The sequence below is a fragment of the Tateyamaria sp. GN1-10 genome (assembly GCF_055693845.1).
Genome location: NZ_JBVFUR010000004.1, coordinates 2,420,510 through 2,434,060 on the forward strand (window position 1 = coordinate 2,420,510; position 13,551 = coordinate 2,434,060).

Sequence of the window (13,551 nt, forward strand, 5' to 3'; positions counted from 1 at the left end):
GCGTGAACATAGAGAAAAATGACGCGGAAATGGTCAGCAAGCTTACTCAAGACCCACACAGCACACGCGACGGCGAACGCGAAAAAGTGCTGGAGGTTGCCATCGGGCGCGAAGTCCGGGCGTTTCGACGTCAGCAGGAAATTACCGTGGCCGAACTGGCACAGATCACCGGTCTGTCGATCGGGATGCTGTCGAAGATTGAGAATGGCAATACCTCTCCGTCTCTTACGACGCTGCAACTTTTGGCCAACGCGCTGTCGGTGCCGCTGACCAGCTTTTTCCGCCGGTTCGAGGAAAGCCGACAAGCGGTCCATACGAAGTCGGGCGAAGGGGTGTCCATCGACCGCGAAGGCACGCGCGCGAACCATCAGTACAACTTGCTCGGCCATATCGGCTCAAATGCCTCTGGCGTCATCGTTGAACCCTATCTGATCACACTGACGGCTGAATCGGATGTGTTCCCGACCTTCCAGCACGGTGGGATCGAAACGATCTATATGCTTGAAGGCGAAGTGGATTATCGCCACGGTGACGAGGTCTATCCGCTCAAGCCGGGTGACACATTGTTCTTTGACGCCGACGCACCGCACGGACCGGAAAAGCTGGTCACATTGCCCGCCCGGTACTTGTCGGTCATCAGCTATCCGCAAAACGCCTGAGGACTATTTTGCCAGCGGCGGCTCCGTCTCGAAATCCGGCCAGACACCTGGTGAGGTGGGCAAGCCATCATCGAACTGTGACAGGTAGTCCAGCATCATCGGCCGGTTGTCGATGAACCCCTTGTAAGTCGCCAATTCAACGGGCAGGTCGCGCACCACGCGGTGCAGGCGGCGGCCCCATTTCGGCATCGTCATCAGGTCCTGGAAGCTGCACAGGTAGCATCGGATCGGGAACACCAGCGCGTTTGAGCGCGGCAGGCGGAAGAACGTCTGCAATTCGACCCGCAAATGCTGTTTTGCGCCGATGTTTTCAGGCGTCAGCGTGGTCTTCTGGATGCCCCATTTGTGATAGTTTTCGGGGCTGGTATCGAGCAGCGGATTGACCGTCATCGTCCAGTTCAACCGACGGGCGGGCGCGCCTTGCTGGATGTTCAGCAGGAATTTCAGGGCCCGGACAAAGATGCCCTTTTCATGCGCCAGCGGCACCGGTGCGTGCCATTCGAAGAAGTTCATACCGATGTCGAAATCCAGGCTCCAGTCCGCCTGCGTCGTGACCATGCCTGCGTCCATCCACAGGTTGTTATCCCGTTGATCCAGAACGCAGAAGTCGCCTTGGGTCTGGCGGGTGATGTACTCCATGGGCCCATAGGGCAGGGTGGTGTCATCGAGGAAAGTGAACGTGTCATCAATGCCCATCGGCTTGTTGACCCACCGCCACGTGTCGCCGTCACGATGCAGTTCGAACAGATCCGGGTAATCCTCGGACTTCGACACCATGATCAGTTCCAGCAGGTCCCACCCCGCAAGCGTCATGTGTGGTAGCGACTGGCAGCGCAGCGGATCGTCCGCCAGCACCATCGCCCGGTCGCGCATCTCGGCCACGTAATGCTCGTCCACATCAAACCGCTTTTCATAAACGGACCCCTCGGGCCCGCCCCGGTGCTGCTCCATATTGACGGCATACATGTAGCTGTCTTCGTGGAACGGAAACGGGAACCGCTTGATCGCCCAGTCCGAGTTGTGGAACGAATAGTCGTCGCGGAACGTTTCGTCGTTGAATTGAATGGTCATCGTTCAAGCTCCAATGTCCCGATAAAGCGGCTGACGCAGGGCATGATCTTGCCCCCGCTGGCATGTTGATCGTCGTCCAGCCAGTGATCGCGGTGCACAAACTCGCCATCCGCGCGCGCCACATCCGTCTCGCATTGCCCGCACGACCCGCCGCGGCACAGGAACGGGGCTTCGACCCCGGCGCGTTCGATGGCTTCCAGCAGGCTTTCGTGTTCGCCCACAGTGATGGTCTTGTCGGACTTACACAGGCGCACCTCAAAGGGCACGCCGGGTGCGGGTGCCAGAAACTCTTCGGAATGCACATGGACATCCGGCCAACCGGCGGCGGACGCCGTCGCGTGCACCCAATCGATCATGCCCTTCGGACCGCAGACATAAGCGTGCGTGCCCAGCGATTGCCCGTCCAGTAGATGTTCCAGATCAATCGATTGGCTTTGATCGTCGTAATACACATGCACCTTGTTGGGATGCTTGTAGGTCAGCTGATCCACATAAGCGCCCAACGCTTCCGTCCGGCAGGCGTAATGCAGCTCCCACGCGTCGCCCATGCGCTCCAACTGTGCAATCATCGACATGAACGGGGTGATCCCGATGCCTCCGGCAAAAAACACATGCTTGCGCGCGCGCAGATCGAGCGAGAACAGGTTCACCGGATAGGTGATCGTCATCTCGTCGCCGACGGACACGCTGCGATGCATGAACAGCGACCCGCCGCGTCCCTCGTCATCGCGGCGTACTGAAATGGCATAGGTGCTCAGGTCCGCCGGGTCCGACATCAGCGAATAGGGGTTCAGGCGGGTGCGATCCCCGTCCTGCATTGTCACAACCGTATGCGCGCCACCGGAAAAGGGTGGAAACTGCGCGCCATCGCGGCGCTGGAATTCAAACCGGGTCACCAGATCGTTCAGCGGCACCACGGCCGATACGACAACGTCGATCTTTTCGGCGCCGGGCTTGGCTTTCTGCGGGGCGGCACTCATTCGTAGATCCCCTTCGGCGCGGGCACATTGCCCGGGTCCTCGGCGTCGATGCACACACCCTGATAGGCGGCCAACCGACGGGAATAGTGGTCACGGACAAACAGGTTCAGCCCGCAATGGCTGCATTGAAACGGGTCGGTTTCCACATCTTCGGTGATGCCTTTGCAGTGCACGCACTGCATCCGACGGGCGACGGACCCGCGATGTTCGGTCTGAATGGCGGTGTGCGGGATACCCGCCTGCATCGCCTCGTTCTGGGCCTGGCCCATCAACCCTTCGGTGCCGGTCAGGTAGACCTGCAACCCCATATGCGCGTCCTGCAAGACACGGCGGATGCGCTGCACCGACGCGGCATAGGTGGGCCCCTCATAAAACTGCGCGGGGTTCAGTGCGCGCAACTGGTCGGTAAATCCGGCACCGCGCGGGATATAGATAATGTGGGTCTTGGCCATCAGATCGGGTGTTGCGATGCCAAGGATCGCCTCGGCCCCTTCGGCGTCCGCAATCATCAGATGCCCTTTGCCTGGTCGCGCCTTAAGCGTGCCATAGACCGGCCTGCTTTTGATCGACGGGGGAAATTCGAATTTCGACATACCTGTCCTCGTCACATGAAAAGGGCGCGGGGGCTTTCCTCGCGCCCTTTGAAAATCAGCCCTTGGCGGTGCGGATCGACTTGTCCTTGTCATAGAACGGCATTTCCTCCGCCGTCGCGGCCAGTTCCGTTCCGTCCGGCTGGACCACGGTCAACTTGGTGCCGGACACAGCTACGGACGGATCAAGTCGCGCGATCGCAACCGAATAGCCGTTCAACTCGGATGACAGTCCATAGGTGATCACGCCCACATCCTTGCCGTCGTGATGGACCCGCGCAAACATCTCCATCTGGTCCATCGCGTCGCCTTCCAGCTGCACGCCATAAATCTTGAACCGCTCCTTGCCCTTCATGGCATAGTGGTTCTCGGACCCGATGAACCCTTCCTTGCCGGGGGAGACTGTGAAATCCAGTCCCAGTTCCCATAGGCTGTCGCCTGCAGGTGTGCCGTCTGCAAATGGGAAGGTCTCGGAATTGTCGCCGGGATAGAACAGCAGATACGACTCAATCCGTAGCATATCGAGGGTCGAGAATTGCGTCGGGCGCACGTCGTCGCCACCCGCTTCCAGCACGTTGTCCCAGATATGCACCGCATCCTTGGCGCGACAGAAGATTTCATAGCCGCGCTCGCCAGTATAGCCGGTGCGCGAGATCATCACGTCGCGGCCATAGAGGCGGGTCTGCATGATCCCGAAATAGGCCAGATCGCGGATGCCGGGAATGTCCTTGGTCAGAATGTCGACCGCCTTCGGACCCTGCAACGACATGTCGTGTAGGTCATCATCCATGATCACGGAACAGTTCTTGGCGGCAGCGACGGTCGTCAACTGCTCCATTCCAATACCTGTGCCATGCACAACAAGCCACGAGTTGACGGCGATATGGTAGATCACGCAGTCATCCACGAACAGCCCGCGATCATCCAGCATGCAGGCGTAAACGGCCCGACCCGGCGCGATCTTTTCGACATTACGGGTCGTGACCCGGTCGATGACATATGCCGCGTCCTCGCCCACCACATGCACCTTCTTCAGGCCCGACACGTCCATCAGGCCAGCCTTGGTGCGGATCGCCTCGTAATCGGCTTTGGCGCGCTCAGGCGTGTTGTCGTAGAACCACGCCGTTCCCATACCATTCCAGTCTTCTAGTTCGCCGCCGATCTCGGCGTGGCGTCCCGCAAGGGCGGATGTTCTCCATAGAATGGCCATGGTGTTTTTCCCTGTTCGTTATGAGTCTTGTTGTGACGTATTGAGCCTCAGCCTATTTTGAAAAGCAAGAATGCGATGCAACTTTTTTTCCTGCTGGGCAAATGCTGAATAGATAAGGGGCGACCGCTGGCCGCCCCTTGCGCACGTCTGGCGTGCTTACTTCTCGAATTGCTTGGTCTTGGCGCTTTCGGTCTTTTGCCCGAACAACAACACTGCGACGCAGATCCCTGCTGCGATCAGGGTATAGAGCCCAGGCATGCCTGAACCCCAACCCATGAACATGGCCCCGTCGACCACCGACCAGCTTGCTTCGTCATATGGAAAACCCATGATTTCGTCCTTTCTGTTCGATTATTCGCCGGGCGCCAGGTTGACGCCAGGTGCAGGGATGCCTTCGGGGTAGCCCTCGGCCGGGACCTTGACCATGTCCATACCTGCGATTTCCGCGCCTTCAGGGATGCGCAGCATGCCCAACATCTTCAAGACATATGACACGGCATATCCCGGAACAAAGCCCAGCAGGAAGAACACGACCGCACCGACGATCTGACCGATCAGGCTGATGGTCGGTACTTCGCCTGCCGCGCCTTGCAGCGACGGATAGCCAGAGGCGAACACGCCCAGCAGGACCACACCATAAAGGCCGATGGTCCCGTGCACGGTGACCGCACCCACCGCATCGTCGATGCCGCGGTTTTCAAGCCATGTGGCGCAAGGCTTCAGGATCACGCCGGCCGAGAAGGCGACGATGAAGGTCAGGGCAGGATAGTAGATATCCAGACCGGACGCGGTCGAAATGATGCCCGCAAGCGCACCCGACATCATCCAGAACGGATCACGCGTCAGCACCCATGCACCTATGATACCGCCCGCAACCGCCATCAGGATGTTGAAGGCCAGCGCCGACAACGTGATGGGCGTGCCGTAGATGGTGGATGGCTTGTCCGCAAACCAGCTCCACGCCTCTCCGGGCACGATCACACAGGCCATGAGGAAGCCCCAGAAGCCCACGATGATCAGCATCAAACCCGTCACCGTCAGCGGCATGTTGTGCCCAGCGATGTGATTGGCGCTGCCATCCGCATTGAACTTGCCAATGCGCGGCCCGAGGTTGATGAGCACACCAAGCGCAAAGAACCCGGCCACCGCGTGCACAAGGCCCGCCGCGCCAAAGTCATGCACGCCCCACTGCGTGACCAGCCAGCCATCCGCGTGCCAGCCCCAAGCGGCTGCGACAACCCAGGCAAACGAGCCCAGAACTACAGCCAAGATAACAAACCCAACGGTCTGGATCCGCTCGATCACAGCACCCGACATGATCGACGCGGTCGTCGCGGCGAACAGCGCAAAGGCGCCAAAGAACACGCCAGATGCCTGATCCGCGATGTTCGGACCCATGTACTGCGCGCTCTCGCCCCAACCCCATGCAATTGCATTGGCGTATTCGACGCCCGAGATGCCTGCAGGGCCTGCCGCACCGGGCAGCCCAGTTGGGAAGCCCCAATACACCCACCAACCGAAGAAATAGAAAGTCGGGATCATGAACGCGAAGGCCAGGATGTTCTTCACCCCTGAACTCAGTACGTTCTTCAGGCGCGACGCCCCCATTTCATAGGCAAGGAACCCCGCATGAATGATGATCATCAGCGGGATGGTCAGATAATAGAATGTCTCGGCAAACATGGTGTTGGTCACACCACCCTTGCTTTGCAGCGCGGCAATCTGTGCCGTCAATTCTGCGATTTGCTCTTCCACGATGAACCCCCGTGTTGGACTGTTGGCTTTGTGCGCCGTCGTATGCAGTGCGCGACGCTGGCCAAAGTGAAACACGACACGTTTCGTCTGGCGACTCTTTTTTAACTGCAGTGAAAAATAGTTTCCCATTGGTTGAGCATGTGATGTAACGATGCTAGCGTTCGAGTCGAACGACAGATCACTTTTTGGGAGGGCCTTCGCCATGTGCGGGATTGTCGGACTTTTTCTGAAAGACGCCGCGTTGGAACCGAGACTTGGCGACATGCTGACGGACATGCTGATCACCATGACTGATCGCGGTCCCGACAGCGCCGGGATCGCAATTTATGGTGATGAAACAACCGGTAACGTAAAGCTGACGGTTCAATCGAACACACCAGATGTCGACTTTGACAAGCTCGATAATGAGTTGCGCAAGCGGGTCAAAGGCAAGGTGTCGATGGACATCAAGGACACCCATGCAGTCCTCTCATTGCAGGCTGATCAGGTGGCCGTGGCCCGTGAAATTCTCACTGAAGTCCGGCCCAATCTGCGGGTGATGAGCCACGGCTCGACCCTCGAAATCTACAAGGAGGTCGGACTGCCCAAAGATGTGGCAGACCGCTTCGATATCCGGCAAATGTCCGGAACGCACGGGATCGGGCACACGCGCATGGCGACCGAGTCGGCGGTGACGACAATGGGCGCGCACCCGTTCAACACCGGCATCGACCAGTGCCTTGTGCACAACGGATCGCTGTCCAACCACAACTCGCTGCGTCGCAAGCTGCGCCGTCTTGGCGTGCATATCGAAACCGAAAACGACACCGAGGTGGGTGCGGCCTACCTCACGTGGAAAATGCAGACCGGTTCGACCCTGGGCGAAGCACTGACCTCAAGCCTTGATGATCTCGACGGGTTCTTCACATTCGTTGTGGGGACAAAAGACGGGTTCGGCGTCGTCCGTGACCCGATTGCCTGCAAACCAGCGGTCATGGCCGAAACCGATCAATACGTGGCCTTTGGGTCGGAATACCGGGCACTTGTGAACCTGCCGGGTATCGACACCGCCAAAGTGTGGGAGCCGGAGCCCGCAACCGTCTATTTTTGGTCGCACAATGCGGCCCCAACCGCGCAAGAGAAAGCGGCATAAATGCAAACATTTGACTTGGAAGCGCAGGGGCTTCGTGCGCTCAACTCTACCCTGCACGCGCAGGCGGACAATACCAACCAGACACATTGGGAAATCGTGAACCCAAAGGGCAGCCATGCAATTGCCGTGGGCCTCGATGCGCCGATTGAAGTAAATATCAAAGGTTCCACAGGCTACTACTGCGCGGGCATGAACAAGCAGGCCACCGTGCATGTGCACGGCTCTGTCGGCCCCGGTACGGCTGAAAACATGATGTCCGGCATGGTCGTGGTCGAAGGGGACGCGCCGCAATATGCGGGCGCCACGGGCCATGGCGGCACGCTGGTGATCAAGGGCAACGCGTCGTCGCGCTGTGGTATTTCGATGAAGGGGATCGACATCATCGTGCACGGCAATATCGGGCACATGTCCGCTTTCATGGCGCAATCGGGCAATCTGGTGGTCTGCGGGGATGCAGGCGAGGCACTGGGCGATTCACTTTACGAGGCGCGTCTATTTGTGCGCGGTTCGGTGAAATCGCTTGGTGCCGACTGCATCGAGAAAGAGATGCGCCCCGAACATATCGCACTGCTCGAAGAGTTGCTGGAACGTGGCGGCTGCGACGCCAAGGCGTCCGAATTCAAGCGCTACGGATCGGCACGCAAACTGTATAACTTCAACATCGACAACGCGTACTGAGGGCCGGAATATGAAAGACGACCAAAAGGGCGCACCACGCACGATGCCGATCCAGTCGACCACCTTCTCCAACCCGGTGAACGCTGAAATTCGGCGGGCCGCAGCAACCGGTATCTACGACATTCGGGGCGGCGGGGCCAAACGCAAGTTGCCCCATTTCGATGACCTGCTGTTTCTGGGCGCGTCTATTTCGCGCTACCCGCTCGAAGGCTATCGCGAGCGCTGCGACACCAACGTCACGCTCGGCACACGGTTTGCCAAGAACCCGATCCAACTTGACATCCCGGTGACGATTGCGGGCATGTCCTTCGGCGCGTTGTCCGGCGGTGCGAAAGAAGCACTGGGTCGTGGCGCCACGATGGCTGGGACGTCGACGACAACCGGCGACGGTGGTATGACTGAGGAAGAACGCGGCCATTCCAACAAGCTCGTCTATCAATACCTGCCGTCGCGCTATGGCATGAACCCGGACGATCTGCGCCGCTGCGACGCGATTGAGATTGTCGTGGGTCAGGGGGCCAAGCCCGGCGGTGGCGGCATGTTGTTGGGTCAGAAGATCAGTGACCGCGTCGCTGAAATGCGCAACCTGCCCAAAGGGATCGACCAACGCTCTGCCTGTCGTCACCCGGACTGGACGGGGCCAGATGACCTTGAAATCAAGATCCTCGAACTGCGCGAGATCACCAACTGGGAAAAGCCGATCTATATCAAGGTCGGCGGCGCACGCCCCTACTTCGACACTACCTTGGCGGTCAAAGCAGGCGCTGATGTTGTCGTGCTGGACGGGATGCAGGGCGGCACGGCCGCGACGCAGGACGTGTTCATCGAACATGTGGGCCAGCCTATCCTGGCTTGTATCCGCGAGGCCGTGCGCGCGCTTCAAGATCTCGATATGCACCGCGAAGTGCAACTTGTCGTCTCGGGTGGTATCCGTACGGGTGCGGATGTTGCCAAGGCCATGGCCCTTGGCGCAGACGCGGTCGCCATCGGCACCGCCGCTCTGATCGCGCTGGGGGACAACGATCCCAAATGGGAGGCTGAGTACAACGCGCTCGGCACCACCGCGGGTGCCTATGACGACTGGCACGAGGGGCAAGACCCAGCAGGCATCACCACGCAGGACCCTGAGTTGATGAAACGCTTTGACCCCATCGAAGGCGGGCGGCGGCTCAACAATTACCTCAAGGTCATGACGCTTGAGGCGCAGACCATCGCGCGCGCCTGTGGCAAGAACCATCTCCACAATCTTGAGCCGGAGGATCTTTGCGCCGTGACGCTGGAAGCGGCGGCCATGGCGAAAATTCCACTGGCGGGCACCGACTGGTACCCCGGCAAGCCCGGCACCTCTTACTAATCACTCAACGAAGGGCGCGGCCATCACAGCACGCGCCCTCACCACATAAAAAGACCAACAGGAACAGATAGATGACCACTGATCTTGCCAAGTTCGCCGCCGAGAATGGCGTCAAGTATTTCATGATTTCCTTTACTGACCTCTTCGGCGGTCAACGGGCCAAGTTGGTGCCGGCGCAAGCCATTGCCGACATGCAGGAAGACGGCGCAGGCTTTGCGGGTTTCGCCACCTGGCTCGACATGACGCCGGCGCATCCCGACATGCTGGCCGTGCCGGACCCGTCCTCGGTCATCCAACTGCCGTGGAAACCCGAAGTGGCCTGGGTCGCAGGCAACTGCGTGATGGAGGACGAGGACGTCGCCCAAGCGCCCCGCAACGTGCTACGCCGCCTGATTGACGAGGCCGCTGAGGAAGGGTTGCACGTCAAGACCGGGATCGAGGCCGAGTATTTCCTGATGACACCGGACGGCAACCAGATCAGCGACGAATACGACACGGCGGCCAAGCCTTGCTACGACCAGCAGGCGGTCATGCGCCGCTATGATGTGGTGCGCGAGATCTGCGATTACATGCTCGATCTGGGGTGGGGTCCGTATCAGAACGACCACGAAGACGCGAATGGCCAGTTCGAGATGAACTGGGAGTTCGACGACGCGCTGCGCACCGCCGATAAGCATTCCTTCTTCAAGTTCATGACGAAATCCGTGGCTGAAAAACACGGCTTCCGCGCGACCTTCATGCCAAAGCCGGTCGAGGGGCTGACGGGCAATGGTTGCCACGCCCACATCTCGGTCTGGGACGCGGCCGGGGCGGATGCGAAAACCAATGTGTTCGCGATGGAGCCCAATGACAGCAGCCAAACGGCAGAGCTGGGCTTGTCCGAAAAGGGCCGTCATTTCCTGGGCGGGATCATGAAGCATGCAAGCGCCCTCGCGGCGATCACCAACCCGACGGTCAACAGCTACAAACGCATCAACGCGCCCCGCACGATGTCTGGCGCCACATGGGCGCCGAACACGGTGACGTGGACAGGGAACAACCGCACCCACATGGTGCGCGTACCGGGTCCGGGTCGGTTCGAACTTCGCCTGCCGGATGGGGCGACGAACCCCTATCTTTTGCAAGCGGTTATCATTGCCGCTGGTCTTGATGGTATCCGCACCCAAGCCGATCCGGGCAAGCGCCACGACATCGACATGTATGCCGAAGGCCACAAGGTGCGGGGCGCGCCAAAGCTGCCTCTGAACATGCTGGATGCCCTGCGTGAATACGACAAGGACAAGGGGCTGAAGGCGGCGATGGGCGAGGAATTCTCGGCCTCTTACATCAAGATGAAGACGCAGGAATGGAATGACTTTACGGCGCATTTCTCGCAGTGGGAGAAGGACAACACACTGGATATCTGAAGGTTGTCCCCGCGGGGACACGCTGTTCGCTGTGCCGACGATATCTTAGCGTGTTTGGAATTTGCGCGCGGGATCAAATGGTTGGTTCTGCGCGCGCTCCGTTTCCCAAAAATTTACCAGACTTCTGGCAAGCTGACGCCGATGACGAGCGGTCGCGAAATCTAGCGTAACCAGCCGCTGCGTTGCGCAATCGTAGCGTACCAAAACAGAGCTGCGCCAACGAGCAGCGCAAGGAACGTGCTGGGGGCCATGCCGACAACTGCAATCGTCTGGACCACTGTCAGTCCGATGGCCAGCAGCGACACCGCAAGGGCCACGGTGGCCATCCGGCGCCGCAACAGCAGCAAGATGCACCCAAGCGCCCCACCAAACACGGCAAAGCCAAAGGCGAGCGTGGCCCAAAGCGGACGCGCGGCAATGATGAGCTGATACAGCTCGGGCATCTGGGCGACCGCGTCGGGGTTCATCTGGGTGACGAAGTTCAGGCAGCCCATCAGGTTCCACGCGAGGCCCAACCCCGCAATGATCCAGAAGCTGAAATGTGGTTTCGCCATATCTTGTTCCGTTCCTTTTGCTCGGATCATCAGCGCAAAACACACTCATGTACACCTAAAAGGCGCACTGTATGATTTTACTGTGGTTCAAAATAGTTGACTTGCAGGGGCGATAACGGTCGAATTGACCCAACGCAAATATCGTCAGGAGAGTCGCTCAATGCCCAAACGTATCGCCATCATCGGGGCGGGTCCTTCGGGCCTCGCACAATTGCGTGCCTTTCAATCGGCCAAGAAGAATGGCGAGGATATTCCCGAGATCGTCTGCTTCGAAAAGCAGTCCAACTGGGGGGGATTGTGGAACTATACGTGGCGTACGGGCGTGGACCAATATGGCGAGCCGGTGCACGGGTCGATGTACCGCTATCTGTGGTCCAATGGGCCCAAAGAAGGCCTCGAATTTGCGGACTATTCCTTTGAAGAACATTTTGGCAAGCAGATCGCATCGTATCCGCCCCGCGCCGTTCTGTTCGACTACATTCAGGGCCGTGTGGACAAGGCGGCCGTGCGGGATTGGATCCGGTTCGAGACGGCAGTGCGCCGGGTCAAATTCGAAGACGGTTCATTCAGCGTGACGGTCAAGGACTTGCCCAATGACCGGGAATACACAGAAGAGTTCGATCACGTGATCTGTGCGTCGGGCCACTTCTCGACCCCAAATGTGCCGGAGTTTCCTGGCTTCGAGAGCTTCAAGGGCCGCGTGCTGCACGCCCATGATTTTCGCGATGCGTTGGAGTTCAAGGATCAGGATATTCTGATCGTCGGCACCAGCTACTCGGCTGAAGACATCGGCTCTCAGTGTTGGAAGTACGGGGCCAAGTCGATCACCGTGTCGCACCGGACAGCGGCCATGGGGTATGATTGGCCCGACAACTGGGCCGAGGTGCCGTTGCTGACACATGTGAGCGGCAAGACGGCGCATTTCAAGGATGGCACCAGCCGCGATGTGGACGCGGTGATCTTGTGCACAGGATACCAGCACCATTTCCCCTTCATGGCAGAAGAGTTGCGCCTGAAGACGGCGAACCGGTTGGCAACGGCAGACCTGTATAAAGGCGTGGCATGGGTGGATAACTCGGCCCTGTTTTATCTGGGCATGCAGGACCAGTGGTTCACCTTCAACATGTTCGACGCGCAGGCCTGGTGGGTGCGCGACGCGATCATGGGCAAGATCGCTATGCCGTCAAAGGCTGTGATGGAGGCTGATGTGGTCGACCGTGTGGCGCGCGAGGATGCAGGTGAAGATGACTATGACGCGATCTGGTATCAGGGCGACTACATCAAGGAATTGATTGCCGAGACGGATTATCCGTCATTCGATGTCGAAGGCGCGTGTCAGGCGTTCAAGGCGTGGAAGGGTCATAAGAAGCAGGGCATCATGACCTTCCGTGACAATTGTTATGCGTCGGTGATGACAGGGTCGATGGCACCCATCCACCACACGCCGTGGGTGGATGCGTTGGATGACAGCCTAGAGGTATACTTGCAAAACTAGGCCTTGGCGCGGGTCGTCTTGGCCTGCGCACTTAACACCGGCGGTGTGTCGAACTCATTCCGCCAAAGCACCAGACACAGAACCGGGGCATCGCGCGTTTCCATTGCGTGCGACTGGTTGCTTTCGTGAAAACTGACGTCTCCGGCCCGCAGCGTGGTGTCGGGCGCGTCTGCCTTGCAGAAGATCGCCGCGCCGGAGAGGACGAGGTAAAGCTCTTCTGCCGGGTGATGGTGCCATGGGTAGTAAAGATGCGGGGGCATGTAGACCATGAAAACGCGCGCGGTTTGCGATGTGAATGGACCCTCAGGTCCGATGATGCAGTAGCATCCGAACCGATCCATGAAATGATCGCCGATACCGGTGTTCTTGTAGGTTTCGCGCCAATGCGCGTGTGGTCCGGCGCGGATGATGGCGGTGGACAGTTCCGCGTAGGCCGGATCGTGGTCCCAGCCGTTTTCTTGTTCCAGGTAGGCGCTGCAGGGGCAGGGTTTGGGCGTCACCGGCTGCGGCGTTACGTCTGTCGGAAACGGAACAAAGGCGCGCACGTCCGGGTGCTGACGGCACACCGCTTGGGTTGTGTGCAACAATGGTTCAAAGACATTTTCCGCATCCATGCCGTCAGTCTGCTCCGCAATCCGTTTGATCGTCTTGCGTAAAAACGACCTGA

14 protein-coding genes are annotated in these 13,551 nt (G+C 59.1%); 6 read left to right on the top strand and 8 right to left on the bottom strand.

The genetic code is table 11. The annotated features are described in order from the left end of the window. Positions 1-29: 29 nt before the first annotated feature. Positions 30-659 carry a helix-turn-helix domain-containing protein gene (locus ACZ1HN_RS13875; RefSeq protein WP_299196333.1) on the top strand — a complete coding sequence of 210 codons (630 nt, stop codon included), beginning with the start codon at positions 30-32 and terminating at the stop codon, positions 657-659. 3 nt (positions 660-662) lie between these two features. On the opposite strand, the gene ACZ1HN_RS13880 is transcribed toward ACZ1HN_RS13875, so the two are convergent. The 6 genes from ACZ1HN_RS13880 to ACZ1HN_RS13905 form a co-directional block, all read right to left on the bottom strand. Continuing rightward, on the bottom strand, positions 663-1,730 hold the full coding sequence (locus ACZ1HN_RS13880; protein WP_299605538.1) for a heme-dependent oxidative N-demethylase family protein: 1,068 nt from the start codon (positions 1,728-1,730) through the stop codon (positions 663-665). After that, positions 1,727-2,710, bottom strand: coding sequence for a PDR/VanB family oxidoreductase (locus ACZ1HN_RS13885; RefSeq protein ID WP_472727921.1), 984 nt, complete (start codon positions 2,708-2,710; stop codon positions 1,727-1,729). The genes ACZ1HN_RS13880 and ACZ1HN_RS13885 overlap by 4 nt, the downstream gene beginning before the upstream one ends. Next, entirely contained in the window at positions 2,707-3,303 is a 597-nt protein-coding gene (gene dmmA, locus ACZ1HN_RS13890; protein WP_472727922.1) for a dimethylamine monooxygenase subunit DmmA, read from the bottom strand. Before dmmA ends, ACZ1HN_RS13885 begins: the two co-directional genes overlap by 4 nt. 55 nt (positions 3,304-3,358) lie before the next feature. After that, entirely contained in the window at positions 3,359-4,510 is a 1,152-nt protein-coding gene (locus ACZ1HN_RS13895; RefSeq protein WP_472727923.1) for an aminomethyl transferase family protein, read from the bottom strand. A 156-nt stretch (positions 4,511-4,666) separates the two neighbouring features. Then, positions 4,667-4,840 (bottom strand): hypothetical protein, encoded by a 174-nt coding sequence (locus ACZ1HN_RS13900; protein ID WP_299702387.1) that lies wholly within the window; start codon positions 4,838-4,840, stop codon positions 4,667-4,669. Positions 4,841-4,861: 21 nt separating this feature from the next. Then, positions 4,862-6,265, bottom strand: coding sequence for an ammonium transporter (locus ACZ1HN_RS13905; protein ID WP_299605527.1), 1,404 nt, complete (start codon positions 6,263-6,265; stop codon positions 4,862-4,864). Positions 6,266-6,467: 202 nt separating this feature from the next. Here ACZ1HN_RS13905 and ACZ1HN_RS13910 point away from each other — a divergent pair, with 202 nt between their 5' ends. The 4 genes from ACZ1HN_RS13910 (at position 6,468) to glnT (ending at position 10,835) form a co-directional block, all read left to right on the top strand. Further along, the gene (locus ACZ1HN_RS13910; RefSeq protein WP_472727924.1) at positions 6,468-7,397 is read left to right on the top strand and encodes a class II glutamine amidotransferase; all 930 of its coding nucleotides are present in this window, start codon (positions 6,468-6,470) and stop codon (positions 7,395-7,397) included. Continuing rightward, positions 7,398-8,075, top strand: coding sequence for a protein GlxC (locus ACZ1HN_RS13915; RefSeq protein ID WP_472727925.1), 678 nt, complete (start codon positions 7,398-7,400; stop codon positions 8,073-8,075). It begins immediately after the preceding gene. 10 nt (positions 8,076-8,085) lie between these two features. Further along, a complete protein-coding gene (locus ACZ1HN_RS13920; protein WP_472727927.1) occupies positions 8,086-9,429 on the top strand; it encodes an FMN-binding glutamate synthase family protein in 1,344 nt (447 codons plus the stop codon). 71 nt (positions 9,430-9,500) lie between these two features. After that, a complete protein-coding gene (glnT, locus tag ACZ1HN_RS13925) occupies positions 9,501-10,835 on the top strand; it encodes a type III glutamate--ammonia ligase (protein WP_299196356.1) in 1,335 nt (444 codons plus the stop codon). A gap of 161 nt (positions 10,836-10,996) precedes the next feature. Here the strand turns inward: glnT and ACZ1HN_RS13930 are convergent, their stop codons facing one another. Beyond that, the gene (locus ACZ1HN_RS13930; protein ID WP_299196358.1) at positions 10,997-11,389 is read right to left on the bottom strand and encodes a hypothetical protein; all 393 of its coding nucleotides are present in this window, start codon (positions 11,387-11,389) and stop codon (positions 10,997-10,999) included. A 160-nt stretch (positions 11,390-11,549) separates the two neighbouring features. Here ACZ1HN_RS13930 and ACZ1HN_RS13935 point away from each other — a divergent pair, with 160 nt between their 5' ends. Then, positions 11,550-12,884 (top strand): NAD(P)-binding domain-containing protein, encoded by a 1,335-nt coding sequence (locus ACZ1HN_RS13935; protein WP_472727928.1) that lies wholly within the window; start codon positions 11,550-11,552, stop codon positions 12,882-12,884. Here the strand turns inward: ACZ1HN_RS13935 and ACZ1HN_RS13940 are convergent. After that, positions 12,881-13,498 carry a dimethylsulfonioproprionate lyase family protein gene (locus ACZ1HN_RS13940; protein WP_472727929.1) on the bottom strand — a complete coding sequence of 206 codons (618 nt, stop codon included), beginning with the start codon at positions 13,496-13,498 and terminating at the stop codon, positions 12,881-12,883. The genes ACZ1HN_RS13935 and ACZ1HN_RS13940 overlap by 4 nt on opposite strands. Positions 13,499-13,551 lie beyond the last annotated feature (53 nt).

Excerpts from the sequence above, each read along its gene's own strand:
- ACZ1HN_RS13940 (WP_472727929.1), bottom strand. The coding sequence starts at position 13,498 with ATGGATGCGGAAAATGTCTTTGAACCATTGTTGCACACAACCCAAGCG.
- glnT (WP_299196356.1), top strand. The coding sequence starts at position 9,501 with ATGACCACTGATCTTGCCAAGTTCGCCGCCGAGAATGGCGTCAAGTAT.
- ACZ1HN_RS13915 (WP_472727925.1), top strand. The coding sequence starts at position 7,398 with ATGCAAACATTTGACTTGGAAGCGCAGGGGCTTCGTGCGCTCAACTCT.
- ACZ1HN_RS13920 (WP_472727927.1), top strand. The coding sequence starts at position 8,086 with ATGAAAGACGACCAAAAGGGCGCACCACGCACGATGCCGATCCAGTCG.
- ACZ1HN_RS13935 (WP_472727928.1), top strand. The coding sequence starts at position 11,550 with ATGCCCAAACGTATCGCCATCATCGGGGCGGGTCCTTCGGGCCTCGCA.
- ACZ1HN_RS13930 (WP_299196358.1), bottom strand. The coding sequence starts at position 11,389 with ATGGCGAAACCACATTTCAGCTTCTGGATCATTGCGGGGTTGGGCCTC.
- ACZ1HN_RS13875 (WP_299196333.1), top strand. The coding sequence starts at position 30 with ATGGTCAGCAAGCTTACTCAAGACCCACACAGCACACGCGACGGCGAA.
- ACZ1HN_RS13885 (WP_472727921.1), bottom strand. The coding sequence starts at position 2,710 with ATGAGTGCCGCCCCGCAGAAAGCCAAGCCCGGCGCCGAAAAGATCGAC.
- ACZ1HN_RS13880 (WP_299605538.1), bottom strand. The coding sequence starts at position 1,730 with ATGACCATTCAATTCAACGACGAAACGTTCCGCGACGACTATTCGTTC.
- ACZ1HN_RS13895 (WP_472727923.1), bottom strand. The coding sequence starts at position 4,510 with ATGGCCATTCTATGGAGAACATCCGCCCTTGCGGGACGCCACGCCGAG.
- dmmA (WP_472727922.1), bottom strand. The coding sequence starts at position 3,303 with ATGTCGAAATTCGAATTTCCCCCGTCGATCAAAAGCAGGCCGGTCTAT.
- ACZ1HN_RS13900 (WP_299702387.1), bottom strand. The coding sequence starts at position 4,840 with ATGGGTTTTCCATATGACGAAGCAAGCTGGTCGGTGGTCGACGGGGCC.
- ACZ1HN_RS13910 (WP_472727924.1), top strand. The coding sequence starts at position 6,468 with ATGTGCGGGATTGTCGGACTTTTTCTGAAAGACGCCGCGTTGGAACCG.